Raw genomic sequence first — 26,251 nt, 5'->3', positions numbered from 1 at the left:
TCCTGCTCCGGACCGTGCCCGAAAGGCTCCCCCATGGATCTCCCCGCCGCTCTGCAGAACGGACTGGCCGCGGTCATCGCGTTCGTCCCGCTCGCGCTGCTGTTCCTGCTCATCCTCATCGTCGGCCTGATCGTCGCCAAGCTCATCGAGAAGGGCCTCTCGCGCCTGCTCACCAAGGTCGGCTTCGACCGCGCCGTCGAGCGCGGCGGCATCAAGAAGGCGCTCGCGAACTCGACGCTGGACGCCTCCGACATCGTGTCGAAGATCATCTACTACACGCTCGTGCTCTTCGTCCTGCAGTTCGCCTTCGGGGTCTTCGGCCCCAACCCGGTCAGCGACCTGCTGCAGGGCATCATCGGCTTCCTGCCGAAGATCATCGTGGCGATCATCATCGTCGTCCTCGCCGCCGCGATCGCCGCGGGCGCCAAGGGCCTGATCCAGAACACCCTGGGCGGTCTCTCCTACGGCAAGGCCCTCGGGAACATCGTCGCGGTGTTCATCCTCTTCCTCGGGGTCACCGCGGCCCTGAACCAGATCGAGGTCGCGACGACGGTCACCACGCCGATCCTGATCGCGGTCCTCGCGATCATCGCGGGCGTCATCATCGTCGGCGCCGGCGGCGGCCTGATCAAGCCGATGCAGCAGCGCTGGGAGGCGATCCTTACGAAGGCCGAGGAGGAGGCGCCGAAGATCCAGCAGGAGGCGCAGAACGCCCCCTCCGTCACCGAGCAGGCGAAGCGCGCCGCCGATCAGGCGAAGCAGGCCGCCCCGGCGACCACCGCGCGCCGCCCTCGCTAGGCGCACGACCGCACCACCCGCATCACCCGCGGCCGGCTCCGCTCGCTCCGAGCAGGGCCGGCCGCGTCCGCAGCAGATCGAGGGGACCGCATGAGCGCGACACCGACCGAGCCGACCGCGTCCGAGCCGACCGCGTCCGAGCCGGCGCCGACCGCCGAGGTGGTCCTGCACGAGGAGCGCCTCCTCGTCGGCACGCGCAGGCACGTCACCGAGCGCGTCCGGGTCAGCCGGGTCGTCGTGACCGAGCAGCGCACGATCACGGTCGAGGTCCGCCGCGAGGAGCTGCGCGTCACCCGCGAGCCGATCGCCGACGGCCCGGCGCTGCCCGACGCGATCGCGGCGGCCCCGCAGGAGCCGATCGTCGTGATCCTGCACGAGGAGCGCATCGCCCTCACCCGGACCGTCGTCCCCGTCGAGCGCGTGACGGTGCGGGTCGAGTCCGTCGCCGGCGCCCGCGACGTCACCGCGTCGCTGCGCCACGACGTCGCCGACGTCGAGTCGGCGACGGCGCGGGAGCAGGAGAGCCCCGACCTGTTCTGATGTCGGCCCCCGCCGCTACGGTCGAGCGATGACCCCGTCCCACCCCGCATCCCCGGTCCCCGCTGTCTCCGCCGAGGAGTGGGCCGAGCTCCGCGAGCGCGTCCGCCGGACCCGCTGGTCGCCGGAGTGGCCGGTCGAGGGCTGGTCGGCGGGGACCGACCAGGCCGAGCTGCGGCGGCTGGCCCGGCGCTGGGCGGAGGAGTTCGACTGGCCGGCGCAGGAGCGGCGGATGCGCGCGCTGCCGTGGGCGCAGGCCGACCTCGACGGGACGCCCGTGGCCTACCTCCGCTTCGAGGCGGAGACGTTCGAGGCGGAGACGTTCGAGGCGGAGACCTTCGAGGCGGAGACGCCCAGTCGCCTGCCGATCGTCCTGACGAACGGCTGGCCCAGCACCGCGCTCGAGCTGGTGGCGCTCGCCGAGCGGCTCGCCTCGCCGTCGCGGTTCGGCGGCGACCCGGCCGAGGCGGCCACCGTCGTCGTCCCCGCGCTGCCCGGGTTCCCCTTCTCGCCGCAGCGGCCGGGGCTGGACGAGCAGACCCACGAGCTCTGGCACCGGCTGATGACCGAGGAGCTCGGCTTCGCCCGCTACGCCGCGCACGGCGGCGACCTGGGCGCGGGGATCACCTCGCGGCTGGCCGAGAGCCACCCGGAGGCGGTGGCGGGGATCCATCTGCTCGCCGTCGCGTCGCCGCAGCACGTGGAGGACGACTCCCTCACCGCCGAGGAGCGCGAGCACGTCGAGGAGCAGCGCACCTGGTTCGCGGACGAGGGCGCCTACGAGCACCAGCAGCAGACGCGGCCGCTCACCCTCGCGCCCGCGCTGTCGGATTCGCCGGTCGGCCTGCTCGCCTGGATCCTGGAGAAGCACCGGGCCTGGAGCGACTGCGGCGGCGACGTCGCGACCCGCTTCGACGACGACTACCTGCTCACCCTCGCGTCGCTCTACTGGTTCACCGACTCGATCTCCACGTCGCTCCGGCCCTACTGGGAGTATGCGACCGGGCGGACGGCGCGGGTGGGCCGGGTCGAGGTGCCGACTGCGCTCGCCGTCTTCCCCTTCGATCTGACGCACCCGCCGCGCAGCTGGGCCGAGCGCAGCTACGACGTCGTCCGGTACACGCCGATGCCCCGCGGCGGCCACTTCGCGCCGCACGAGGAGCCGGACCTGCTCGCCGCCGACATCCGCGCGCTGCTGGCGCTGGTGCAGTAGCGAAGAGACACCCTCCCTTGCGGCCGCCCCCGCTCCGCGCGTACCGTCGACGCGTACCTCGTCGCGAGCCGCGACGTCGGGGCGGCCACCTCACCGGCCGGCCGATCGGCTCGCGGACACGGGGGCTCCCCGCAGGAAAGACGGTCTCGTGCGCACCAGCACCGGTACTGCGTCCACGACGCAGCAGCTGCCCTCGCACTGACGACCCCTGCTCCCGCCCCTGAACCGGGCGGACGCGCGCTCCCGCCTCGGCGGAGGGCGGTGGTCGTCGTGCGCCGACGCGACCACCGGGAGCACCGTGCCCTCCACTTCACCGACCCCTCCGTCCCTCGTCCTCACCGACTGCTCGTTCGCCTGGCCGGACGGCTCGATCGTCCTCGACCACGTGACCGCCGCGTTCGGCCGCGGCCGCACCGCGCTCGTCGGAGCCAACGGCGCCGGCAAGTCCACACTCGTGCGGCTCGTCGCCGGCGAGCTCGCGCCGACGGGCGGGACCGTCACCGCGACCGGCGCGGTCGACCTGCTGCCGCAGCGCCTGCCGCGCGGCGCCGACGACACCGTCGCCGATCTGCTCGGGATCCGCGGCCGGCTCGACGCGCTGCACGCGATCCTGGCCGGCGACGCCGGGGCGGACCGCTTCGAGGCGCTCGCCGACGACTGGGACGTCGAGGCCCGGGCCGTCGCCGCGCTGGGCACTGCCGGGCTCGACCTCGACGCCGCCGATCTGCTCCGCCCCGTCTCGATGCTCTCCGGCGGGCAGGCGGTCCTCGCGGCCGTGACGGGGGTGGCGCTGCGCGGCCGGCCGATCGCGGTGCTCGACGAGCCGACGAACGACCTGGACCGCCGCTCCCGGCAGCTGCTGCTCGCGCTGGTCGACGGCTGGCGCGGCACCCTCGTCGTCGTCAGTCACGACCGGGAGCTTCTCGAGCACGTCGACGAGATCGCGGAGCTGCGCGACGGCGACCTGCGCACCTCGGCGGGCACGTTCTCGGACTTCGAGGAGCGGCTGGCCGTCGAGCGCGCGGCGGTCGAGCGCGACGTCCGGGCGGCCGAGCAGGTGCTGCGCGCCGAGAAGCGGCAGCGAATCGAGGCGCAGACGACGATCGCCCGCCGCGCAAAGGCGGGCGAGAAGTCGGGGCGGTCGATGCCGAAGATCGTCGCGGACTACCGTCGAGGCCGTGCGGAGGGGACCGCCGGGCGGCTCCGCTCCGGCCACGCGGAGGCCGAGGCGCGCGCGAAGGAGCGGGTCGACGAGGCGTCCGGGCGGCGCCGCGACGACGACGCGGTGCGGCTCGACCTGCCCGACCCGGGCGTGCCCGCGACCCGGCGGCTCGCCGAGCTGACCGTCCGCGGCCGGACCACGGTGCTCCAGGGCCCGGAGCGCCTCGGTCTGATCGGCGCCAACGGCACCGGCAAGACCCTGCTGCTCGAGCGGCTCGTCGGTGCGGAGCCGGCCCGCCCGCATCCCGTGCTCGCCACGGACGCGCGGGCGCTCACCGACCGCATCGGCTACCTCGCCCAGCACCGCGAGGACATGCTCGACGACGACCGCACCGTGCTCGAGCACGTCGCCCGGGCCGCGCCGGACCTGCCGATCCCGGCCCTGCGCGACGCCCTCGCGCGGCTGCTCCTGCGCGGCGCGATCGTCGACCGGCCCGCGTCGACGCTCTCGGGCGGGGAGCGCTTCCGGGTGGCGCTCGCCGGGGTGGTCCTCGCGCGCCCGTTGCCGCAGCTGCTCGTGCTCGACGAGCCGACGAACGACCTCGACCTGGCGACGGCCGACCACCTGGTCGAGGTGCTGCGGGCCTGGCGCGGGGGACTGCTCGTCGTCAGCCACGACGACGCGTTCCTCGATCGGCTGGAGCTGGACGGGCGGGTGGTGCTGGACGGGCCGGGGACGGTGGACGCGCCGTGAGCTCAGTCGGAGGGGGTGCCGAGGTCGAGCGCCGCGACGACCCCGGCGACCCGGGCGCGCGCCGGTGCGTCGAGGCCGCGGATCGGGCGGGGCAGGCAGTCCGGGGCGGCGAGGCCGAGCTGCTCGGCGATCGCGGCGATCACCCGGTAGCTGCCGCCGTGCTCGGCGAAGAGGTCCCAGAGCGGCTGCAGCCGGGCGGCCTCGGCCTCGGCGGCGGCGCGGTCGCCGGACTGCGCGGCGCGCGCGATCGTCAGCGCGGGGCCGGGGAGCGTGCCGCCGATCACCGAGTACCAGGCGTCGCAGCCGGCGAGCAGGCCGCGGGCGGCGGACGCGTCGCCGGAGACGCCGATCGTGACGCCCGCGGGAACCTGCGCTCGGATCGCGGCCACCCGCTCGGCCGCGGCGGCCGGATCGGCGGGGACGCCGGGGATCTTGATCGAGGCGACCCGGGGCAGGCCGGCGATCGCTCCGTACAGATCGTCGGTCATCGTGACGTGCGTGGTGCCGGGATTGTCGTAGACGACGAGCGGCACGGAGAGCTGTGCGGTGACGTCCTCGTAGAGCCCGAGGACGTCGTCGTCCGTCAGCGGCTGATAGCTGACCGGAGCGAGGAGCACCGCCGCGGCGCCCGCCTCCTGCGCGTCCTCGGCGAGGGCGAGCACCTGCGAGGTCCGCAGCGCGCTGATCCCGACGACGACCGGCACCCCGCCCGCGTGCCGCACCGCGAGCGCGGCGACCCGGCGGCGCTCCTCCCGGTCGAGGTAGGCGGCGGAGCCGGTCGAGCCGAGCGCCCCGATCGAGTCGACGCCGGCCGCGGCGAGGCGCTCGACGAGCGCGGCGAAGGCCGGCTCGTCGACGGTGTCGTCGCGGAGCGGGGTGAGCGGGAAGGCGCTGAGTCCGGTGAGCACGGTGATCCGTCCGAGGGGTCGTCGCGGGAGGGGGCCCGGCCAGTGTGCGTCGAGCGGGCGGGCGCCCGCGACTCCAGAAGCGCGGGCGGCCGCTGGTCCACGGCGGCGCCCGAGCGGCGGGTAGCCGCCGGGGGCGGCGTATCGAGCGGCGAAACCGCTTCGCGTCTCGGTGGTGGGGGAAAGGACGCGGCGGTGCCGCACCCATGCTGGTCGAGTGGCCCGCAGGGCGTATCGAGACCCGCCGTCGTCAGTAGGGCGTGTCTGCAGACTCGTCCTTCTTGCGCTGGTGGATCCCGATACGCCCCGCTCCACGGGCTCTTCGATCAGCGTGACGCGACTCCAGCGCCGCACAACATCAGCTGAGACGGGGTGGCGTCCGCTGACAGAGGAGGCCCACCAGTCTCAGCTGATGTTGTGCGCCACCCACCGCAGCAAGCCGGTCGAGCAATCCCGTAGGGGCGTCTCGAGACCCACCACCGTCAGCAGGGCGGGTCTGCAAACAGAGTTCTGGCGGTGGTGGATCTCGGTACGCCCGCTGCGCGGGCTGCTCGATCAGCATGAACGGCCCGCTCGATCGGCATCGTGAGAGGCCTTGCATCGTGAGCAGGCTTCGTCTCCGCCGCCTTGCTGATCTGCGCGGACTGCCGCGCCAGCACCTCACTCTCTCCGTCGAGGCGGAATAGAATAAAATAAATAAGATTCGGAGATCGCGATGGCGGAGACAGCGCCCAGCCCGTTCACCCCGGGCTACGGGAAGAAGCCTGCCGTCTTCGGCGGTCACGGGGAAGCGCTCACGGAGCTCCGTGCCGTCTTCGAGACCTTGGACTTCGGCGAGAACCACTCCGTCCTGGTCTCGGGACTGCGCGGCGCCGGCAAGACCTCCTTCCTGACCACCCTCCAGGACGACGCTCGCGCCGCCGGGTGGCTGGTGATCAGCGAGGACGCCAGTGCCGGTCTCCTCGACCGGGTGATGGACTCCACGATCCCCGCCCTGATCAACGACATGGCCCCGGGCAGCCGCGCACGACTGACCTCGCTCGGGCTGTGGGAGTTCAGCGCCGAGATCGAGTACGTCGACCGGCACCGCAGCGTGAAGCCTCAGCTGCGGTACGACCTCGTCGCGCTGTCCTCCGCACTGGGCGGGGAGGGCGGCATCCTGATCACCATCGACGAGGTCTCCTCCGGCAAGGTCCGCCTGCGGGAGCTGAGCCGATTCGCGCTGCAGGTCTCGCACGCGCTTCAGGACGGTGCGCAGATCATGGTCGTCTTCGCCGGGGTGAAGGTCGGCCTCGACGCACTCCTCGCCGAGGAGCACACCACCTTCCTCCGGCGTTCCCGGGAGGTCGAGTTCGAGCGGCTGTCCGCGCCGGAGACCAGTCGAGTCTTCACGGAGACCGCCGGCCTCGGCGGTCGGAGGATCGACGAGGAGGCGCTCGCCGTGCTCGTCTCCCTCTCGCAGGGCTATCCGTACCTGGTGCAGCTGGCCGGCGACTACGCCTGGCGGAACCGCTCCACTGCACCCACGATCAGCCTCGCCGACGCCACCGTCGCGCAGGACAGGGCCATCAAGGCGGTCGAGAGTCGAGTCATCAGCCGCGTCTACGGCGATCTCTCCGATGTCGATCAGAAGTTCCTCGACGCGATGGCCGAGGACGACGACCGCACGAAGATCGCCGACATCGCGAAGCGCATGGACGTCTCCGACGCGTACGTCCAGGTCTACAAGAAGCGCCTCATCGACAGCGGCTACGTCCATGCCGCGGGTCGCGGCCATGTGCAGTTCTCTCTTCCCTATCTCGGCGCCTACATCCGCCGCAGACTCGCCGCTGAGGCCAGCGATGACGCCGGCGACGGCGGCTGGGACGCCTACCCGGCGCCGGATCTGCCTTCCTAGGCCGCGGACTCCGCGGAGGCGACGAGGCGGAGTCCGCCGTCACCCGCCGGCCCTGCGCCGCCGAAGCCCGGTGAACGCGGAGGCGTCGGGCGCTGTCGGTAGATTCGGTCGCGCCGGTGTCGATCGACGCGGGCAGCCCCTCACCCTCAGGAGCCCGGGATGACCGCCCCCACCGTCCTCTTCGTCTGCATCCACAACGCCGGCCGCTCGCAGATGGCCGCCGGCTACCTGCGCGAGCTCTCGGGCGGAGCCGTGCAGGTGCGCTCCGGCGGCTCCGAGCCGGGCGAGAGCATCAACCCTGTCGCGGTCGCGGCGATGGCGGAGGAGGGCATCGACATCTCGCAGGCCGTACCGCAGCTGATGACGACCGAGCAGGTGCAGGCCTCGGACGTCGTGATTACCATGGGCTGCGGCGACGTCTGCCCGGTCTTCCCCGGCAAGCGCTACGAGGACTGGGACCTCGCCGACCCCAAGGGCCGCCCCCTCGAGGAGGTCCGCCCGATCCGCGACGACATCCGCGCCCGCGTGCAGGCGCTGGTGGCGGAGCTGCTGCCCACGACGCCTGCGGAGTAGCGGCCTCGCATGCTGGTCGAGTAGGCGCCGGAGGCGGCGTATCGAGCGGCGAAGCCGCTTCGCGTCTCGGTGGTGGGGGAGAGGACGCGGCTGCGCCGCCTCATGCTGGTCGAGTAGCCCCGCAGGGGCGTATCGAGCCCTGCCACCACCAGCAGGGTGGGTCTGCTGACTCGCGTTCTGACGGTGGTGGATCTCGATACGCCGCGCTCCGCGGGCTACTCGATCAGCATGGGTGGGGTCCGCTCCGCGGCTGCGCGATCAGCGTGGATCGTCGAACGGACCCGTGAGGGGCCTCGCGCCCCGAGCGGGCCCCGATTCGAGTCCACTCGCGGGCCGACACATGCTGGTCGAGCAGGCGCCGGAGGCGGCGTATCGAGACCCGGCGTGCTGGGGACGGTGGATCTCGATACGCCCGCTGCGCGGGCTACTCGATCAGCATGGGAGGGCGGGCTACTCGATCAGCATGCGGGGCGGGGCCGGCTCCGGGCGGTGGACGCCGCGGGGGCGGTAGCCGAGGGTGTCGGAGCCGCCGAGGAGGTCGGCGAGGTACCAGAGGACGGCGAGCCACATCTCGGTGCCCTGGAGGCCGGCGTCGGCGGCGTGCAGGCGGAAGGCGAAGCCGCGGCCGGGGCGCCACTGGCCGAGGACGTCCGCGAGCAGGGTCCGCGCCAGGGGCTCGACCTCGGGGGCGCGGTAGCCGCTGCCGCGGGTGAGCCAGAGCGGGTGGACGAGGTCGAGGGCGGCGCAGGCGTCGACGCGCTCGGGCCGGAACCAGCGGTCGTCGCGGGCGTGCCGGAGGACGGTGTCGCGGACGGCGTCGGGGTAGGGGAGCGGGCGGCCGTCCTGCACGAAGGTGCCGCGGGTCGCGCGGTAGGAGCCGTTCACGAGCAGGAGCAGTCCGCGCCCGGCCGAGGCCTCGCCCCACATGCCGCTGCGAGGATCGGCGCGGGTGAGCAGCCAGCCGTAGAGCGCCTCCTCGAGGCCGACCGGGACGGGATCGCCGCGGCGGCGCGTCCAGTGCAGCGCGGTGCCGAGGGCGTCGACGTGGTGGCCGGCGTTCCACGGGTCGTCGCGCCAGCGCAGCCCGTCGAGCCGCGCGACCAGGCCCTCCGGGGTCTCCTCGGTCACGGCGGTCAGCGGCTGCGCGAACTCCGACCCGAGCAGGTCGAGCGCGTAGCCCGCACTGAGCACGCGGTACGCGGCCTCCGGATCGGTCCAGAGGTCCCTCCCCGGGACCGGCAGCCCGCGGAGCCGCGCGACGACCGCGGCGGGATCGACTCCGGGAGGCGGCGTGCCGAGCAGGAGGTCGGCGAGCTCGACCGCGTCGCCGAGCGCGCGGTCGCTCGGGGCGGCGCCCGGCCGGTCGCGGAAGGCGGGCCCGTCGTGGAGTGCAGGCCCGTCGTGGGAGGCAGGCCCGTCGTGGAGCGCAGGCCCGTCCTGAGGTACCGTCCCGTCGTCCACGAGCGCATCGCGCAGGATCCCCTCGATCTCCTCCCGGGCGCGGTCCGCCAGGCGCGCGGCGTCCGAGACCTCCGCGGCGACGGGCGGGACCCGCCAGCGCAGCCGCCGCCCGGGGTTGCCGCCGACGACCGCACCGGGTGCCACGTCCTTCGTCACGACCGCGCCGGCGGCGAGCACCGCGTGGTCGCCCACCGTCACGCCGTCGAGCACGACCACGTGCGAGCCGATCCAGACGTCGTCGCCGATGCGGATGCCGCGCGAGCTCAGCGGCTGGCGGAACACCTCGGTGCCGGGCTCCATCGAGTGGTTGAAGCCGAGGATCGACGTGTGCGCGCCGACCCGCACAGCCGAGCCGAGGACGACGCTCCCGCGCACCACCGTGTAGGGGTTGAGCGAGCAGTCGGCGCCGATCTCGACGTCGCCCGTCAGGTACGCGCCGGCGGCGAGATACGAGCGGTCGCCCAGCACGAGGCGCTCGGGGTCGACCGCGGCCGACTCCGCGACGAAGCATTCCGCGCCGATCGTCCAGCCGGGGTGCGCGGCCAGCAGCTCGCGCTGCAGGTCGAGCTGGCGGGACCGCTGCTCCGGTGAGGCCTCGGCCCAGAACGACCACGGCGAGTGCTCGTGGCGGTCGATCACCGCGCGCCGTCCGGCTGCCCGTCCGCCGGTCGCCCGGGAGCCGCCGTCGAGGCGCGGACGATCAGGCTCGGGTTGAGCTGCACGCGGTGCACGGGCCGCTCGGGGTCCTCGATCCGCTGGACGAGCAGCCGGACCGCGGCCTCGCCGACGCCGGCGCGCGGCGGGCTCACGGCGGTCAGCGCGGGGGTGAACAGCTGGGCGACCTCGTCGTCGTAGGCGATCACCGAGAGGTCGCCGGGCACGGAGATGCCGCGGTTGAGCGCGAGGTCGACGAAGGCCATCGCCTCGGGGTCGGAGTGCACGAGCAGGGCGGTCACGCCGGTCTCGAGGGCCGTCTCGAGGGCCGCGTTGACGACCTCTGAGAAGTCGGCGCTGCCGCGGTCGGGGAGCGTCTCCTCGAAGTGGTCGGCGGGGGTGAGGCCGAGCGCCTCGCAGGCCGAGAGCCAGCCCGCGGCGATCTTGCGCGAGGTGGGCGAGTTCCGCGACAGGATCAGGCCGACCTTGCGGTGCCCGAGCTCGGCGAGGTGGCGGGCGGCGAGCACGGCGCCGAGTGCGTGGTCGGTGGTGACCGACTCGGCGGGCGTGCCCTCGGGCTCGAGGACGGCGTCGCGCTCGACCAGGACCGACGGGACCCCGCAGTCGGCGAGCCAGCGGAGGACGTCGCCCGAGTGCTCGGTGTCGGTGTTGGGAGCAACGATCAGCCCGCGCACGTCGCCGGAGCGCAGCAGGCGCTCGAGCACGGGGCGCTCGTCCTGCAGCTCGTAGGAGGCACCGCGCAGGACGACGTCGTAGCCGAGGCTGCGGCCGGTCGCCTCCATCGCGTGCAGCACGCCGGGCCAGTAGTAGTTGAGCGAGGGGACCAGGACGGCGATCGAGCCGAGCTTGACCTCCTCCGGCTCCGGGGCGGGGGCCGTGTGGCCGGCCGACCCGGAGAGCACGACCGCGCCGCCGTGCACGCGGCTGAGCAGCCCCTCGCGCTCCATCTGCACCAGGTCGCGACGGAGCGTGACCGTCGCCACGCCGAGCGCCTCGGTGAGCTGGGAGATGCGGACGGCGCCGTCGACGCCGAGGGCCGCGAGGATGTGCGCCCGCCGCTCGGCGGCGAGGGGTGGGGACTGGGTCTGGTCGCTCATCGTTGCTCTCCGATCGGTGGGTCCAGGTCTATCGCGATCCGCAGCTCCCTGCGCGCGGTGGCGTCGATCTCCAGGAGCGTCAGCCGCTCGCCCCAGACGCTCGAGAGCATCGGATCGTCCAGCTCGCGGACGACGGTGCGGTGCTCGCAGGCCGGGTCCCAGGCGATCCGGAGCGGCCGAGCGCCGCCGAGCGGGCGGACCCGGGCGGCTCCGCGCTCGGTCACGACGTCTCCCGCGAGGAGCAGGCGGATCGCGGTGCCGGGCTCATCGTCCTGATCGTCCCACGGGGCGAGGTCCCAGCGGTCCTCGAGGACGACCCTTGCGGACGGGCGGTCGAGGGAGACGGTGCGGCGCCAGGAGCGCAGGCCCGTCCCGGGGTAGGCGGCCGCGAGCTCCGCGGAGAACGCGGCGGACGCGTCGCTCAGCTCGACCGAGACGTCCGCCGCGGCAGCCTCCCGCCCGGGCGGCTGCCCGCGGCCGCGGACGACGGGCAGGTTGTGCCACTCGCTCCGCATCGTCCAGATGCCGTAGCGCTCCGGGCCGAAGGTGGCGGCGGTGTAGGTGGGGCGGCCGGCGTCGACGACGACCGGCACGCCGTCGCTCGCCACCTGGAACGCGCCGACGTCGTTGTGGTTGTGGTGCTCCGCGTTGTGGCCGCCCTTGGCGACGAGCGTGAGGCCGGCCGGCGATCCCTCGACGGTGCGGGCCAGGAGGACCTGCACGGACTCGAGCCAGACCTCGCGGGGGAGTGGCGGGAGCGCCGCGGGGGCGGAGGTCCAGAGCGGGTCCGTCGCCCCGCGCAGCAGGCGGCCGAGCCCCTCCTTCTCGGCGGCGGCGGGCTCGCCGGGGGCGCGCTGCGCGGCGGCGTGCGCCATTGCGGCGGCGTCGCCGACCCGGCGGCCGGTCCGGTGCACCGCGTGCCAGGGCTGGTCGCGCGACTGCAGGGCCTGGCCGTCGGCGTGCGCGACGTACCAGTCGCCGCCGAGGTGCGAGCGGTGCGGGAAGGCGACGGTGGCGCGCAGGGCGGGCACGGCCGAGGCGTCCCAGGCGCCGCCGGTCGCGTGCGCCAGGACGTCGAGCGCCTCGAGGGCGCGGCAGGCGCCGTTCCACCAGTAGGCGTAGCCCTCGTCGATCGCGCCGTCCTCGGGGAGCACGGCGACGTAGCGGTCCAGGGCGGCGACGGCGCGGGTGACGACGGCGGCGCGCTCGTCCTCCTCGCCCGGAGCGTCGAGCAGGCGCAGGGCAGCGACCAGCACGTTGCCGGTGATCCAGGGGTTCCAGTTGTGCACGTCGCCGTCGAGGCCCAGCCAGTGCCAGTCGTCGCGGGCGAGGAACGGGGCGAGCACGCGCTCGCGGGTCTCGCGGCGGATCCTGCGGCGCAGCCCCGGATAGCGGTCGTCGAGGCGCTCGCCGAGGACGTGGTCGAGCCAGGCGAGCTGGCCGGCGACCTCGCCGGCGCCGAGGTCGAGGAAGGGGTCGGCGACGTCGGCGAGCACCGAGCCGTGCCGGCGCAGCGCGTCGTCGTGGGCCGGCCAGCACCAGGAGCTCTGCTCGCAGAGCAGCTGCACGCCGTCGGCGACTTGGTCGAGCCAGGCGTCGCCCTCAGGTGCGCCGCTCGTGCTCGCGGCCAGCAGCACCGCGCGGCTCAGGCGCCGCTGCCGCTCGAACGCGCGCTGCTCCCAGGCGTCCCGGTTCCCGTCGCGGTGCACGCGCACGGCCTGGCTGGCGAGCGGCTGCGGCCACGGCGCGAGCAGGTCGGCGGCGGCGCGCTCGGCGACCGCGGCCAGCGTCGGCGCATCGGCCGCGGCCCAGGCCTCCCGGTCGGCGGCGGTCGGCACCGGCAGCGACTGCTCGGGAGAGAGGAGCACCCCGCGCGCCGAGAGCGGACGGTCGGGCGAGAACGCGGCCGCGAGCGGGCCGCGGAAGGACTCGATCACGCCCGGCGACGATGCCGGGGCGGGGTGCTGGGGCATGCAACTGATCATAATCAATCATTTTGCTTCAACCAAATCCTTGAGGTGATCGATTTCCGTATGTATAGTCCTGTTCTGTTCAGTGCCGCTCACGTCAGCGTGGGCCGCTCACGTCAGCGTGGGAGAGAGCGCGGACATCACGATTCAAAGGAGAACCGCCGTGGACGAGGGGAACCTCCGCGCCGACTGGACGCGCGAGCACTGGCTCGCCGTCGCGGACGCGCTCCTCGCCGCGGTGGCCCCGTACGCCAGCGCCGGCCACGGCCGGATCACCCTCCCCGGCGCCGAGGGCGGCTACGGCCGCGCGGTCGACGGCCTCGAGGGCTTCGCCCGCACCTTCCTGCTCGCCGGCTTCCGCATCGCCGGAGCGCGCGGCGAGGGCGTCGACGACCTGATCGACTTCTACCGCCGCGGCGTCGAGACCGGTGTCGACCCCGACGCGGAGGACCGCTGGGTGCGGATCGACGAGCACGCGCAGGCCAAGGTCGAGGCGGCGTCGATCGCGCTGGTTCTCGACCTCACGCGGCCCTGGATCTGGGACCGCCTCGACGCGCGGACCCAGCAGCGCGTCGTCGACTACCTCGCCCCCGTCGTCGGCGACGACAGCTACCCGCAGACCAACTGGGTCTGGTTCCGCCTGGTCGTCGAGACCTTCCTCCGCTCGGTCGGCGGCCCGTGGTCCGCGCAGGACGTCGCCGCGGACCTCGCCCGGCACGACTCCTTCGTCCGCGAGGACGGCTGGCTCGCCGACGGCGCGGAGCGCGCCTTCGACCACTACGTCGGCTGGGCCCTGCACGTGTACCCGGTGCTGTGGGCGCGGATGTCCGGCGCGGCCGAGCTGGCCGCCCCGCGCGCCGCCGCCGACGTCGCCCGGCTCGACCGCTACCTCTCCGACGCCCTCGCGCTGGTCGGCGGCGACGGCTCCCCGCTGCTGCAGGGCCGCAGCCTGATCTACCGCTTCGCCGCCGCCGCGCCGTTCTGGGCCGGCGTGATCGCCGAGGTGCCCTCGCACTCCCCGGGCCGGCTCCGCCGCGCCGCGAGCGCGATCGTCGGGCACTTCGCCGAGAACGGCGCTCCGGACGAGGACGGCCTGCTCTCGATGGGCTGGCACGACCCGTGGCGCGAGCTCGCGCAGTCCTACTCCGGCCCCGGCTCGCCGTACTGGGCGGTCAAGGGCATGCTCGGCATCCTGCTCCCGGCCGAGCACCCGGTCTGGACCGCGGCCTCCGAGCCGCTCCCGGCCGCCCTGCTCCCGATCGAGCAGGGCGACGACCTCCGCGCGATCGTCTCGCCCGGCTGGATCGTCTCGGGCACGCACGCCGACGGCATCGTCCGCGTCGTCAACCACGGCACCGACAAGGCGCTGCCCGGTGCGACGACCGGCGACTCCCCGCTCTACGCCCGCCTGGGCTACTCCACCGCCACCGCGCCGCTGCTCGACGAGCGCGGCTGGGCGGAGGCGCTCGAGCAGAGCGTCGCGCTGGTCGACGCCGACGGCGACGCGACCCACCGCACCGGCATGACGCTGACCGAGGTGCGCCTGGACGCGGACGGCCGGGTCGGCGTGGCCGGCTCGAGCTGGGACGCGCACTGGATCACTCCGGAGCGCAGCAGCCACCGCCACGGCGAGGGCCTGCGCGGAGCCGTCCGCGTCGCCGGCCGGATCAGCGTGCACTCGCTGGTGCGCGGCCCGTGGGAGCTGCGCCTCGTCCGGATCGACGAGCTCGCCGAGGGCGTGCGGCCGGAGGAGATCGGCCTGCGGATCGGCGGCTGGGCAATCGCCGGCGCCGAGATCGCCGCGGCCACGAGCGCCGCGACGGCCACCGCCTCGAACGGCACCCTCACCAGCACGCTGACCTCCCTCACCCCCGGCGCCGTCCCCGAGGTCGTCGCCCGCGACGGCGCGAGCCCGCTCGGCCCCGCGGTCGGCGTGCCGACGCTCACCCTCCCGGCGGAGGTCGACGCCCTCGTCGTCGCGCTGGTCGGCCTCACCGCCGACGAAACGGCAACAGCGGAGGCCCCCGTCGCGGGCCCCGCCGCCGTGGTCGTCGCCCCCGACGGCGACGCCCTGTCCGTGACGGCGACCTGGCCCGACGGCCTCGTCACCGAGCACCGACTCCCAGATTCCGGACGCGCCGCTCGGCAGCTCCGGTACCCGAGGACCCGAGGTGGAGTCCCGGACGCAGATGCAAAGGAGCAGCACGCATGAAGAGAAGATTCGCCGCAGCCGGAGTGGCCCTGGTCGCCGCCCTGTCCCTCACCGCCTGCTCGGGCGGCGGTGGCGGTGACGCCCCCGCGGCCGACGGCCCGATCACGCTCAGCCTCTCCGGCTGGAGCCTGAGCACGACGCCGGAGTTCCAGGCGCTCGCCGACGCGTTCCACGAGAAGGACCCCGACGTCACGATCGAGGTCAAGGAGTACGACGCGACCAACTACGACACCCTGATGACCGCGGACCTCGCGGCCGGCAGCGGTCCGGACATCGTCACGCAGAAGAACGTCAAGAACGTCGTCACCTACCAGGCCGGCGGCCAGCTCCTCGACGTCTCCGACATCGAGCTGCCCGACGACCTCGGCGGCGTGGAGGCCTACCAGGTCGACGACAAGCAGTGGGCGGCGCCCTACCGCCAGGACTCCTGGGTCCTCTTCTACAACAAGGCCCTCTTCGACCAGGCCGGCGTCGCCTACCCCGACGGCTCCTGGACCTGGGACGACTACGAGGCCACCGCCGAGCAGCTGACCACCGCGCTCGCCGCGGCCGGCAGCAGCGCCGTCGGCACCTACGAGCACAGCTGGCAGTCGACGGTGCAGGGCTTCGCGAGCGCGCAGACCCCGGACATCGACATCCTCGACGCCGACTACGGCTACCTCGAGCCCTACTACGAGCGCGCCCTCGCGCTCCAGGACGCGGGCGCGCAGGCGGAGTACAACACCGTCGTCGCGAACAAGCTCACCTACCAGGCCGAGTTCGGCAAGCAGAACGCCGCGATGATGCCGATGGGCACCTGGTTCGTCGCGTCGCTGATCGCCCAGCAGGCGTCCGGCGACTCGGACACCTTCGACTGGGGCTTCGCACCGATCCCGCAGTTCGACGAGTCGACGACCGGCATGGACCAGACCCCCGTGACCTTCGGAGACCCGACCGGCTTCGGCATCAACGCCGGCATCGACTCGGGCAAGCAGGCCGCGGCGAAGGAGTTCCTCGAGTTCGCGTCGAGCGAGGAGGGCGCGGAGGTCGTCGCCTCCCTCGGCATCACCCCCGCCCTGACCAGCGACGCGGTCGCCGAGACCTACTTCGCGGTCGACAGCGCGCCGACCGACGAGGTCTCGAAGTTCGCCTGGTCCACGCACGACACCAAGCCGGAGAACCCGACCTCGGCCAAGACGGCCGCCGTCCAGAACGTGCTCCTCGACCTGCACACCGCGGTCATGTCGGGCTCGACGAGCCTCGACGACGCCGTGAAGAGCGCCGAGGACCGCGTGAAGAACGAAGTCGGCACGAACTGACTCCCCGCGGTGGCCGGTCCCGCGCGGGCCGGCCACCGCCCCCTCTTCTCCCCCCCCTCGGACCCTGGAGGTCTCATGACGACCCTCGCCGCCGCGGACGCCGGCCCGTCGACTCCGCCGACGCCGTCGCCCCTGCCGCCCCGACGACGACGCTCCGCGTACGCCGTCCGGAACATGCTGATCGGCTGGACCTTCATCCTCCCGAACTTCCTGGGCTTCGCCGCGCTCACGCTCGTGCCGGTGATCACCCTCTTCTACATGTCGATGACCGACTGGAACGTCTTCGGCCAGGCGAACTGGGTCGGCATCGCGAACTTCCAGCGCCTGATCGGCGACGCGAGCTTCCGCATCGCGCTGCTGAACACGCTCTACTACGCGGCGCTGCACATCCCGCTGACGCTCGTCGTCTCGCTCGGGCTCGCGCTGCTGCTCAACAACAAGCTCCGCGGCGTCGCGTTCTTCCGCACCGCGGCGTTCTTCCCCTACATCACCTCGATCGTCGCGATCGCCGTGGTCTGGAACCTGCTCTTCAGCCCGGAGTACGGCCCGATCAACCAGCTGCTCGGCCTGATCGGCATCTCCGACCCGCCCGGCTGGCTGACCTCGTCCGAGTGGGCGATGCCCGCGGTCGTGATCATCAGCACCTGGCGGGACATGGGCTACTACATGATCCTGTTCCTCGCCGGACTGCAGACCGTGCCGCGCGAGCTGCACGAGGCCGCCCGCGTCGACGGCGCCTCGGTCTGGCAGCGCTTCGTGAACGTGACGATCCCGTGCCTGCGGCCGACCACCTTCTTCGTGACGGTGATGCTCACCATCAACTCGTTCAAGATCTTCGACCTGATCCTCGTGATGACGCAGGGCGGTCCGGGCCAGGCGACGCTCGTGCTCTCGCAGTTCATCTACCAGAAGGGCTTCCAGGAGAACCAGTTCGGCTACGCGTCGGCGGTCTCGGTCGTGCTCTTCCTGCTCTGCATCCTCGTGACGCTCGTCCAGTTCTTCCTCAACCGAAGGAGCGAGTCCCGATGACCGGACTTCTCATCCCCGACGGCGCTCCCACCGTCGTCGGCGTGAACGAGCCGCTTTCCCCGCGCCGCAAGGAGGCCGGGCGCACCCCGGCCCGCCGGGTCGGCCGCGTCCTCGGCTACGCGGTGATGATCATCGCCGCCGCGGCGCTGCTGCTGCCGTTCTTCTGGATGATCATGAGCTCGGTGAAGACGCCGAACGACGTGTTCTCCGTGCCGGTGAAGTGGTTCCCGGAGACCTTCGTCTGGAGCAACTACGTCGAGATCTGGACCCAGTCCGGCATGCTCACCTGGATCCGCAACACACTGCTGCTCGCGGTCGTCGTCACGATCCTGCAGGTGGTCACCGGCTCGTTCGCGGCCTACGGCTTCTCGCGGATGCGCTTCCCCGGCCGCGACGTGCTGTTCCTGGTCTACATCGGCACGATCGCCGTGCCGTGGCAGTCGTACATGATCCCGCAGTTCATCCTGCTGTCGAACCTCAAGGTCTCGAACACCCTCTGGGCGATCATCCTGATCCAGGCCTTCGGCGCCTTCGGCGTGTTCCTGATGAAGCAGTTCTACGAGACCATCCCCGAGGAGCTCTCCGAGGCCGCGCGCATCGACGGCCTGAGCGAGTACGGCATCTGGGCGCGCATCATGGTGCCGCTGTCGATCCCCGCGATCGCGAGCCTCACGCTGCTCACCTTCGTCGCCACCTGGAACGACTACCTCGGACCGCTGATCTACCTGCGGAACCCGGACCTCTGGACGATCCAGCTGGGGCTGCAGAGCTTCGTCAGCACCCTCTACGACGCCAACTACGCGCTGCTGTTCGCCGGCCTCGTGATCTCGGTGGTCCCGATCGCCGTGATCTTCCTCCTCGGGCAGAAGTACTTCGTCGAGGGCATCGCGACCAGCGGACTGAAGGGCTGATCGTGCGCCGCATCCCGAACGGCCTCTACGCCTCGCTCTTCGGCGTCGCCTACCTGATCCTGGTGACGAACGTGCTGCTCCTGGTCGCCTGCCTGCCGCTCGTGCTGCTGCTGGTGACGACGGATCCGGTGCTCTCCTGGCCGCTGCTCGCGGTGGCGCTGCCGCTCTGCGCGCCGGCGCTGATGGGCGCGGCCGCGGTCTTCTCGGCGCACTCGCGCGGCGAGACGGCGGTCGTGCGGACGTTCTGGCGGGCGTGGCGCGCGAGCTGGCGCCGCCCCGTACGGCTGCTGGCCGCCGCCACCGCGGTCGTCGTCCTGGTGCTCGTCGACGTGCGGTTCCTCGCGCCGACGCAGATCGGCGTGGTCGTCATCCCGTTCCTCGCGGTCATCGCCCTGCTCGTGGTCGGCTGCGTCCCGGTGGCGCTCGTCGCCCTCGCGGAGGCGGGCACCTCGACGCTCCGGCAGGCCGTGAAGGCGGCGGTGTTCCTCGCCGCCCGCCGCTGGCACCTGTCGGTGGTCTCGCTGCTGGTGCTCGCGTTCCAGGCGTACCTCTTCACCGCCTCGCCCGCGCTCGCCCTCGGCGTCTCGGCCGCTCCCGCCCTCTACCTGGTCTGGGCGAACGCCCGGTTCACCCTCCGCCCCGCGCTCGCCGCCGACCAGCCGGTCGCGGCCTGACCTCCCACGAAGGACTCTCCCCATGACGACCACTCCACCCACCACGGGGAGGACGACCACCGAGCAGGCCGTGGCGGACGCCCTCGAGGTCGTCCGCCGGATGATCGGGGCCTTCGGCTCCACCTACCCCGACGACACGACCACGGACGGCCGCTACCCGATCCGCCCCGCGGCGCAGGGCTTCGCGGCCGGCGCCAACCGCGGCTGGACGACGAGCTTCTGGCCGGGCATGCAGTGGATCGCCTGGGAGGCGACCGGCGAGGACGTCTTCCTCGACGCCGCCCGCGGCCACCTGCAGGACTTCGCCCGCCGCGTGCGGGAGGGCGAGGACCTGGAGACCCACGACCTCGGCTTCCTCTACACGCTCTCCTGCGTCGCGCCCTTCCGGCTGCTCGGCGACGAGCTCGGCCGCACCGCGGCGCTCGAGGCCGCCGAGCACCTGATGACGCGGTTCCTGCCGACGGCCGGCATCGTGCAGGCCTGGGGCGACCTCCGCGACCCGAAGCAGCGCGGCCGCACGATCATCGACTCACTGATGAACATGCCGCTGCTGACCTGGGCCGGCGAGCAGACCGGCGACCCGCGCTACGCCGAGGCCGTCGCGCGCCACATCGAGGCGCTGCGGGTGAACATCCTCCGCCCCGACTCGTCGACTTTCCACACCTTCTACTGGGACGCCGAGACCGGCGAGCCGCTGCGCGGCGGCACCGAGCAGGGCGCGTTCGACGACTCCTGCTGGGCGCGCGGGCAGGCCTGGGGCGTCTACGGCTTCGCGATGGGCTTCCGCGTGCTCGGCGACGTCGCGCTGCTCGAGGCGTCGCGGGCCTGCGCCGATTACTTCCTCGCGCACCTGCCGCGCGACCTCGTGCCCTACTGGGACCTCGTCTACGCCGAGGGCAGCGATGCGCCCCGGGACAGCTCGGCGGCGGCGATCGCGGTCTGCGGACTGCTCGAGCTGGCCCTGGTCGAGACCGACGCCGAGTGCGCCGCGCGCTGGCGCGACGCCGCGCACCGGATCCTCGCGGCGCTGATCCGGGAGTGCGCTCCCGAGAGCCCTGAGGCCGCGGACACCGTCCTGCTGCACAGCGTCTACGACCTGCCGAAGAACGTGGGTGTCGACGAGGGCACGCTCTGGGGCGACTACTTCTACCTGGAGGCGCTGATGCGCGTCTCGCGACCGGAATGGCGGCCCTACTGGTGAGACTCGTCCGATTCGAGACCGCCGAGGGCGCCCGCACCGGAGTCGTGCTCGACGGCGACCGCGTGCTCGACCTGGGCACCGCGACCGTCACGGAGCTGCTCGCCGATCGCGCGCTGCTGACCGCGGCCCGGGCGGTGGGCACCTCGACGGTGCCGCTCGACTCCCTCCGCCTGCTGCCGCCGGTCGTGCCGGGGAAGATCCTCTGCATCGGCTACAACTACCGCGGGCACGTGCCCGCCGGCGGCGAGGACCGGCCGGTGCCGACGACCCCCGACGTGTTCGTCAAGACGCCGAACACCCTCGGCGCCCCGGGCGACCCGGTGACGCTGCCGCTGACGGCGACCGACGTCGACTACGAGGGCGAGATCGCGCTCGTCATCGGCCGCGGCGGGCGGGACATCCCGCTCGAGGAGGCGGCCTCGCACATCGCCGGCTACACCGTGATCAACGACGTCTCCGAGCGCACCTGGCAGGGCCGCTCGAGCCAGTGGACCCTCGGCAAGTGCTCCGACGGCTTCGCCCCGCTCGGCCCGTGGCTCGTGACGCCCGACGAGATCGCGGACACCGGCGACCTCCGCGTCGAGGTGATCCGCGACGGCGTCGTCACCGTCTCGCAGAGCACCGCCGACCTGGTCTTCAGCATGGCGGCGCTCGTCCACCACCTCAGCGAGGGGATGACCCTCGAGCCGGGCGACGTGATCGCCACCGGCAGCCCGCAGAAGCTGCCGGAGGCGCTCGCGGCGCACCGCCCGCTGGCCGACGGCGACGCGGTGACGATCCGCGTCGACGGGATCGGCTCCCTCACCACGACCTTCCGAAAGGGACGACCATGACACCCGCCGTGCCCACCCCCGCCGCCCCCGCCCGCGCCGCCTTCACCCCCGCCGCCTTCACGCTCGACGCCTTCCGCCTCGACGGCCGCGTCGCCGCCGTCACCGGGACCAGCCGGGGCATCGGCCGCGGCGCCGCGCTGGCGCTCGCCGGGGCCGGTGCCGACATCGCGCTGATCGACCGGGGCGACGCGAGCGAGACCGCCGAGCTGATCCGCGGGCTGGGCCGCCGGGCGCACCTGATCCGCCGCGACTTCGCGACCGCGACTCCCGAGGAGCTGCACTCCGCGATCGACGAGGTCGTCGCCGAGCTCGGCCGGATCGACGTGCTGGTCAACAACGCCGGCACGATCAAGCGCACCCCTGCGGCCGAGCACAGCGCCGCCGACTGGGACGAGGTGCTGAAGGTGAACCTCGACTCGGTCTTCCACCTCACCCAGGCGGCCGGCCGGCGGATGATCGCGCAGGGCTCGGGGCGGATCATCACCGTCGCCTCGATGCTGTCCTTCCAGGGCGGGATCACCGTGCCCGGCTACACCGCGTCGAAGCACGCGGTCGCGGGGCTGACCAAGGCGTTCGCCAACGAGTGGGCCGCCTCCGGAGTGACCGTCAACGCGATCGCTCCCGGCTACCTCGCCACCGACAACACCGCGGCGATCCGCGCCGACGAGGCCCGCGAGGCGTCGATCGTCGCGCGCATCCCGGCCGGCCGCTGGGGCACGCCCGCCGATCTGCAGGGCGCCTTCGTGTTCCTCGCCTCGGACGCCGCCGCCTACGTCACGGGGACGATCCTCCCCGTCGACGGCGGCTGGCTCGTGCGCTGACGCCGACCGGCTCCCCGAACCCACCCGACCAGAACCGACCCGACAGGAGTCTCCCCATGGAGCAGCGCTACGCCACCAACCCCTCGCAGATCCCCGGCATGACCACCGAGGACCTGCGCCGGGAGTACCTCGTTCCGGAGGTGTTCGTCGCCGGCGAGATCCGGCTGGTCTACACGCACCACGACCGCATCGTGCTCGGCGGCGCCGTCCCCGCGGGACAGCGGCTCGAGCTGACCGGCTACGAGGAGATCCGCAGCGAGACGTTCCTCGAGCACCGCGAGCTCGGGATCGTCAACGTCGGCGGCACCGGCACGGTGACCGCGGACGGCGAGACGTACACGCTGGTCTCGGGCGCGTGCCTGTACCTGGGCCGCGGGATCGAGGCGGTGGCGTTCGAGGACGCCGACGCCGGCTCGGGTGACTCCGGCGCGCAGTTCTACCTCTTCTCGGCCCCCGCGCACACGAGCTACCCCTCGGTCCTGGTCGCGCCCGGCGAGGGTACCGTCCGCGAGCTCGGCGAGCAGGCGACGAGCAACCGCCGCACCCTCAACCAGTACATCCACGAGAACGGCGTGCGCAGCTGCCAGATCGTCATGGGCGTGACGACCCTGCACGAGGGCTCGATGTGGAACACCATGCCCGCGCACACCCACGACCGCCGCACCGAGTGCTACCTCTACTTCGACCTGCCCGAGGACGCGCGCGTCATCCACCTGCTCGGGGAGCGCCAGGAGACCCGGCACCTCGTCGTCGCCGACCGCCAGGCGATCCTCTCGCCGAGCTGGTCGCTGCACTCCGGCGTCGGCACCGCCGCCTACTCCTTCGTCTGGGCGATGGCGGGCGAGAACCAGGCGTTCGACGACATGGATGCGGCGCCGGTGAAGGACCTGGCGTGACGTCCGGATCCGCTGCCGGCGGCGTGCTGCTGGCCATGGGGGAGACCATGGCCGTGCTGGTGCCCTGCGGCGGCTCGGTCGCCGACGCGGACGACTTCCTCGTCGACGCGGGCGGCGCGGAGTCGAACGTGCTCGCGCACGCGGCGGCGCTCGGCGTCCCGGTGCGCTGGCACAGCCGGCTCGGCGCCGACGCGCTCGGCGAGCGGGTGCTGCGGCAGCTCGCGGCGCGGCGGATCGACGTCTCGCGCGTCGTCCGCGACCCCGGGCATCCCACCGGCGTCTACGTGAAGGACCCCGGGCGCGGAGTCTCGTACTACCGGGCGGGCTCGGCCGCGGCGTACCTCGACACCGCCGACGCCGACGCCGCTCCGTTCGACGACGTGGCGCTGCTGCACCTGTCCGGGATCACCGCAGCGCTCTCGGAGCCGGCCGACCGCTTCCTCCGTCGCGCCGCCCTCCGCGCCCGCGAGCTCGGCATCCCGGTGAGCCTCGACGTCAACTACCGCGCCGCGCTCTGGAGCGTCGCCGATGCCGCGCCGGTGCTCGCCGAGTTGGTCCGGCTGGCCGACGTGGTCTTCGTCGGCCGCGACGAGGCGGAGACCCTGTGGGGCACCCGCACCGCCGAGGACGTCCGCGCGCTGTTCCCGGACGTCGCCGAGCTGGTCGTCAAGGACGGCCACATCGGCGCGACGGTGTTCTGCGCTGATGCCGGGTCCGACACTGCCGGCTGGGTCTTCGAGCCGTCGCACGAGGTGGAGGTGCTCGACGCGGTCGGCGCGGGCGACGCCTTCGCCGGCGGCTACCTGGCCGCCCTGCTCCAGGGCGCCGACCCCGGAGCACGCCTTCGCCGCGGCCACGACCGCGCCGCCCTCACCCTCGCCGTGGCGGGCGACTCCCTCGACGAGAGAACGGCACGACGATGACTGCGTTCACCACTGCGACGACCACCACCACGACCACCCCCACCCCCACCGCGAGCCCCTTCGACGAGGTGTTCGCGGGTGCCCCGCTGATGGCGATCCTGCGCGGGATGGGCGTGGAGCGCTCGATCGCCCTCGCGACGACCGCCTGGGACCTCGGCATCGACTCGGTCGAGGTGCCGCTGCAGACGCCGGAGGACGAGGTCGCGCTCCGCGAGGTCGCGCGCCTGGGCGCCGAGCGCGGCAAGACCGTCGGAGCGGGCACCATCGTCCGCCCGGAGCAGGTCGCGCTCGCCCGCGAGGCCGGTGCCGGCTATCTCGTCTCGCCGGGCCTCGACCAGCGCATCCTCGCCGCCGCCGGTGCCGTCGACCTCCCGCTGCTGCCCGGAGTCGCGACGCCGTCGGAGGTGCAGCTCGCCGCCTCGCTCGGCCTCACCTGGCTGAAGGCCTTCCCCGCGACCTGGCTCGGCGCCGGCTGGTTCAAGCACATCCGCGGCCCCTTCCCCGGCATCCGCTTCGTCGCGACCGGCGGCCTCGACGCCGCCAACGTCTCCGACTTCCTCGACGCCGGCGTCCGCGTCGCCGCCGTCGGCTCCGCCCTCGAGGACCCGGCCCAGCTCGACCGCCTCGGCGCCCTGCTCGCCGCCGCCCGCGCCTGAGCGCCGCCCTGCCTGACCCCTGCCCCGCCGGACCGCCGGGCTGTCGGTTCCCCTGCATGCTGATCGAGCAGCCCACGGTGCGGGCCCTCCATGCTGATCGAGTAGCCCGCCTCGCGGGCGTATCGAGATCCACCGTCTGCCGGGCCCGGGTCTCGATACGCGCTGCGCGCTACTCGACCAGCATGATGGCGGTCCGCGGCCCGCATGCGTGATGCCCGGCCAGGCCGCAAGGCGCGCACGCAGGCTGATCGAGTAGCCCGCAGCGCGGGCACAGCATGCTGATCGAGTAGCCCGCTATGCGGGCGTATCGAGATCCACCACCGTCAGAACGGTGCGGGCACGTTGTCGAACCGGGGCCCCGGCGGCCGGTCCGGTGGCCGCCCGGGCAGAGGCGGTGGCCGGTTGCTGATCCGCCGGCCGGTCGGGCTCGTCCACTCGATGGTCCCGTGGTCGTCGATCCGGTCGTAGCTCCACTGCTCTCCGTGCCGGACGTGGTGGTGGGACGTGCAGAGCATGACGAGGTTCTCGAGGGAGGTCTCGCCGCCGTTGCGCCACTCGAGGGTGTGGTCGGCCTCGGCTGTGGAGGCCGTGCGGGTGCAGCCGGGGAAGCGGCAGGTCTGATCGCGGAGTTGGAGGTGCAGGCGCATCTGCGCGGGTGGGACGCGCCAGGTGCGGCCGACGGACACGACGGCGCCGGTGTCCTGATCGGTGAGGACGCGGGTGAAGGAGGCCGCCGTGCGGATCAGCTCGCGAGCGACGTCGGCGGGGACCGGTCCGTAGCCGTCGAGGTCCGCGGGCGCGTCGTCGAGACCCGCGGCGGTGGACGCGGCGAGGGTGAGGCGCACCTCCGCGCGGACGCCGGGGACGAAGGTCGGGTCCGGCCGGTTCTCGGAATCGGGGGTCGTGCCGGCGATGTCGCCGTCGCAGAGCAGATCGACGGCGGCGTCGGCGCTGAGTTGCTGAAGGGTGCGGGGGTCGCCGTCGTCGCGGAGGGTGCGGGCGATGCGCCGCAACCGGTCGTAGGCGCCGGAGACGACCGGTGCAGGAGCGTGAAGGCAGAGCGTCGCCATCCCGTCGACGTCCGGGGTGACCCAGACGGCGCGGTCCTCCCGGGCGCGCGCGTGCCGCTCGGTGAGGGGCTGCTCGTGCAGCTCCTCGCGCCAGCGGCTGAGGGCGCGGCGCAGCTGCGTCGTCGTCATCGTGAGGGCGGCGTCGGCGGCGCGCTCGTCGAGCGCCTCTCGGGACGCCTCCGGGAGACTGCTGGCCGTCCTGCAGATGACTTCGCCCGCATCCCACAGGATCCGGCCGTCGCGCAGCAGCGCGCGGGTGAGGGGCAGGTGCTCCATCAGCATCTGCGCGGTCTCGAGGCGGCGTGAGACCTCCCGCTCGGAGACGCCGAACGTGGTCGCGAGCTCGGCTCGGATGGAGCGCTCGACGAGGTCGCGGGTCTCACTGCGGGATGTTCCGCGCGCGAACGCCTCGGGGACGCTGAGCGCCAGCCGATAGCCGCGGTTCATCCGTTCCGCCGCCCTCAGGCGCGTCGGGGAGGCGGCGCGCTCGGCGGCCGCGGCGTCGTGGAAGCAGTCGCGCACCTTCGCGAGTGCTGCCGCATCCTCATCTTCTGACATACGAGTATTGAATCAGGGACCACCGACATCGGGGCGGGGGCAGAGGCCGATCGGGGAGAGCGCAGGCGGATCGGGGGCTGGGGAGGAGGCTTGCTCCCGGATGTCGCGGCGCGGGTGGGTCTCGATAC

General features: G+C 73.3%; 22 protein-coding genes. 17 read left to right on the top strand and 5 right to left on the bottom strand.

Annotated features, from left to right (window positions below):
- Positions 1–33: 33 nt before the first annotated feature.
- The 4 genes from EDF35_RS06425 (at position 34) to EDF35_RS06410 (ending at position 4,463) form a co-directional block, all read left to right on the top strand.
- A complete protein-coding gene (locus EDF35_RS06425) occupies positions 34–798 on the top strand; it encodes a hypothetical protein (protein ID WP_123447332.1) in 765 nt (254 codons plus the stop codon).
- Between the two features lie 90 nt (positions 799–888).
- Positions 889–1,338 (top strand): DUF2382 domain-containing protein, encoded by a 450-nt coding sequence (locus EDF35_RS06420; protein ID WP_133961214.1) that lies wholly within the window; start codon positions 889–891, stop codon positions 1,336–1,338.
- A 28-nt stretch (positions 1,339–1,366) separates the two neighbouring features.
- Complete coding sequence (locus tag EDF35_RS06415; protein WP_133961212.1) at positions 1,367–2,548, top strand: epoxide hydrolase family protein; 1,182 nt, start codon at positions 1,367–1,369, stop codon at positions 2,546–2,548.
- A gap of 298 nt (positions 2,549–2,846) precedes the next feature.
- Positions 2,847–4,463 carry an ATP-binding cassette domain-containing protein gene (locus EDF35_RS06410; protein WP_133961210.1) on the top strand — a complete coding sequence of 539 codons (1,617 nt, stop codon included), beginning with the start codon at positions 2,847–2,849 and terminating at the stop codon, positions 4,461–4,463.
- Positions 4,464–4,465: 2 nt separating this feature from the next.
- Here EDF35_RS06410 and EDF35_RS06405 read toward each other — a convergent pair whose 3' ends face one another.
- The gene (locus tag EDF35_RS06405) at positions 4,466–5,371 is read right to left on the bottom strand and encodes a dihydrodipicolinate synthase family protein (protein WP_133961208.1); all 906 of its coding nucleotides are present in this window, start codon (positions 5,369–5,371) and stop codon (positions 4,466–4,468) included.
- Between the two features lie 712 nt (positions 5,372–6,083).
- Between EDF35_RS06405 and EDF35_RS06400 the strand changes: the two genes are divergently transcribed.
- On the top strand, positions 6,084–7,265 hold the full coding sequence (locus EDF35_RS06400; protein WP_123736093.1) for an ATP-binding protein: 1,182 nt from the start codon (positions 6,084–6,086) through the stop codon (positions 7,263–7,265).
- Between the two features lie 159 nt (positions 7,266–7,424).
- Positions 7,425–7,838, top strand: coding sequence for an arsenate reductase ArsC (locus EDF35_RS06395; RefSeq protein ID WP_123706188.1), 414 nt, complete (start codon positions 7,425–7,427; stop codon positions 7,836–7,838).
- A gap of 450 nt (positions 7,839–8,288) precedes the next feature.
- Here the strand turns inward: EDF35_RS06395 and EDF35_RS21385 are convergent, their stop codons facing one another.
- Genes EDF35_RS21385 through EDF35_RS06380 form a run of 3 tightly spaced genes read right to left on the bottom strand, consistent with a single transcriptional unit; the run spans position 8,289 to position 13,044 of the window.
- Positions 8,289–9,938, bottom strand: a complete 1,650-nt coding sequence (locus EDF35_RS21385) for an acyltransferase (RefSeq protein ID WP_133961206.1) — start codon at positions 9,936–9,938, stop codon at positions 8,289–8,291.
- Complete coding sequence (locus EDF35_RS06385; RefSeq protein WP_123447339.1) at positions 9,935–11,071, bottom strand: substrate-binding domain-containing protein; 1,137 nt, start codon at positions 11,069–11,071, stop codon at positions 9,935–9,937. The genes EDF35_RS21385 and EDF35_RS06385 overlap by 4 nt, the downstream gene beginning before the upstream one ends.
- Positions 11,068–13,044, bottom strand: a complete 1,977-nt coding sequence (locus tag EDF35_RS06380; protein ID WP_133961204.1) for a heparinase II/III family protein — start codon at positions 13,042–13,044, stop codon at positions 11,068–11,070. The genes EDF35_RS06385 and EDF35_RS06380 overlap by 4 nt, the downstream gene beginning before the upstream one ends.
- A 160-nt stretch (positions 13,045–13,204) precedes the next feature.
- On the opposite strand from EDF35_RS06380, the gene EDF35_RS06375 reads away from it, so the two are divergent.
- From EDF35_RS06375 to EDF35_RS06325, 11 genes are all read left to right on the top strand, one after another.
- Complete coding sequence (locus EDF35_RS06375; protein ID WP_133961202.1) at positions 13,205–15,253, top strand: DUF2264 domain-containing protein; 2,049 nt, start codon at positions 13,205–13,207, stop codon at positions 15,251–15,253.
- Positions 15,250–16,551, top strand: coding sequence for an extracellular solute-binding protein (locus tag EDF35_RS06370; RefSeq protein ID WP_123731508.1), 1,302 nt, complete (start codon positions 15,250–15,252; stop codon positions 16,549–16,551). Before EDF35_RS06375 ends, EDF35_RS06370 begins: the two co-directional genes overlap by 4 nt.
- A 75-nt stretch (positions 16,552–16,626) precedes the next feature.
- Positions 16,627–17,580 (top strand): sugar ABC transporter permease, encoded by a 954-nt coding sequence (locus tag EDF35_RS06365; protein WP_133961200.1) that lies wholly within the window; start codon positions 16,627–16,629, stop codon positions 17,578–17,580.
- A complete protein-coding gene (locus EDF35_RS06360) occupies positions 17,577–18,491 on the top strand; it encodes a carbohydrate ABC transporter permease (protein WP_133961198.1) in 915 nt (304 codons plus the stop codon). The genes EDF35_RS06365 and EDF35_RS06360 overlap by 4 nt, the downstream gene beginning before the upstream one ends.
- Positions 18,492–18,493: 2 nt before the next feature.
- Positions 18,494–19,165 carry a ferredoxin-NADPH reductase gene (locus tag EDF35_RS06355; RefSeq protein ID WP_133961196.1) on the top strand — a complete coding sequence of 224 codons (672 nt, stop codon included), beginning with the start codon at positions 18,494–18,496 and terminating at the stop codon, positions 19,163–19,165.
- A 22-nt stretch (positions 19,166–19,187) separates the two neighbouring features.
- On the top strand, positions 19,188–20,366 hold the full coding sequence (locus EDF35_RS06350) for a glycoside hydrolase family 88 protein (protein WP_133961194.1): 1,179 nt from the start codon (positions 19,188–19,190) through the stop codon (positions 20,364–20,366).
- Positions 20,363–21,199 carry a fumarylacetoacetate hydrolase family protein gene (locus tag EDF35_RS06345; RefSeq protein WP_208323024.1) on the top strand — a complete coding sequence of 279 codons (837 nt, stop codon included), beginning with the start codon at positions 20,363–20,365 and terminating at the stop codon, positions 21,197–21,199. Before EDF35_RS06350 ends, EDF35_RS06345 begins: the two co-directional genes overlap by 4 nt.
- On the top strand, positions 21,196–22,020 hold the full coding sequence (gene kduD / locus EDF35_RS06340; protein WP_133961190.1) for a 2-dehydro-3-deoxy-D-gluconate 5-dehydrogenase KduD: 825 nt from the start codon (positions 21,196–21,198) through the stop codon (positions 22,018–22,020). The genes EDF35_RS06345 and kduD overlap by 4 nt, the downstream gene beginning before the upstream one ends.
- A gap of 56 nt (positions 22,021–22,076) precedes the next feature.
- Positions 22,077–22,916 (top strand): 5-dehydro-4-deoxy-D-glucuronate isomerase, encoded by an 840-nt coding sequence (gene kduI, locus EDF35_RS06335; RefSeq protein ID WP_133961188.1) that lies wholly within the window; start codon positions 22,077–22,079, stop codon positions 22,914–22,916.
- On the top strand, positions 22,913–23,839 hold the full coding sequence (locus tag EDF35_RS06330) for a sugar kinase (protein ID WP_243839862.1): 927 nt from the start codon (positions 22,913–22,915) through the stop codon (positions 23,837–23,839). The genes kduI and EDF35_RS06330 overlap by 4 nt, the downstream gene beginning before the upstream one ends.
- Positions 23,836–24,495 (top strand): bifunctional 4-hydroxy-2-oxoglutarate aldolase/2-dehydro-3-deoxy-phosphogluconate aldolase, encoded by a 660-nt coding sequence (locus EDF35_RS06325; RefSeq protein ID WP_133961186.1) that lies wholly within the window; start codon positions 23,836–23,838, stop codon positions 24,493–24,495. The genes EDF35_RS06330 and EDF35_RS06325 overlap by 4 nt, the downstream gene beginning before the upstream one ends.
- 323 nt (positions 24,496–24,818) lie before the next feature.
- Here EDF35_RS06325 and EDF35_RS06320 read toward each other — a convergent pair whose 3' ends face one another.
- Positions 24,819–26,123, bottom strand: a complete 1,305-nt coding sequence (locus tag EDF35_RS06320) for an HNH endonuclease signature motif containing protein (protein WP_133961184.1) — start codon at positions 26,121–26,123, stop codon at positions 24,819–24,821.
- Positions 26,124–26,251: the final 128 nt, after the last annotated feature.

This window comes from Rathayibacter sp. PhB151 (assembly GCF_004366415.1).
Lineage (GTDB): Bacteria > Actinomycetota > Actinomycetes > Actinomycetales > Microbacteriaceae > Rathayibacter > Rathayibacter festucae.
Note: the sequence above shows the minus strand (reverse complement) of the source record. Positions and strands in the feature narration are given on the sequence as shown.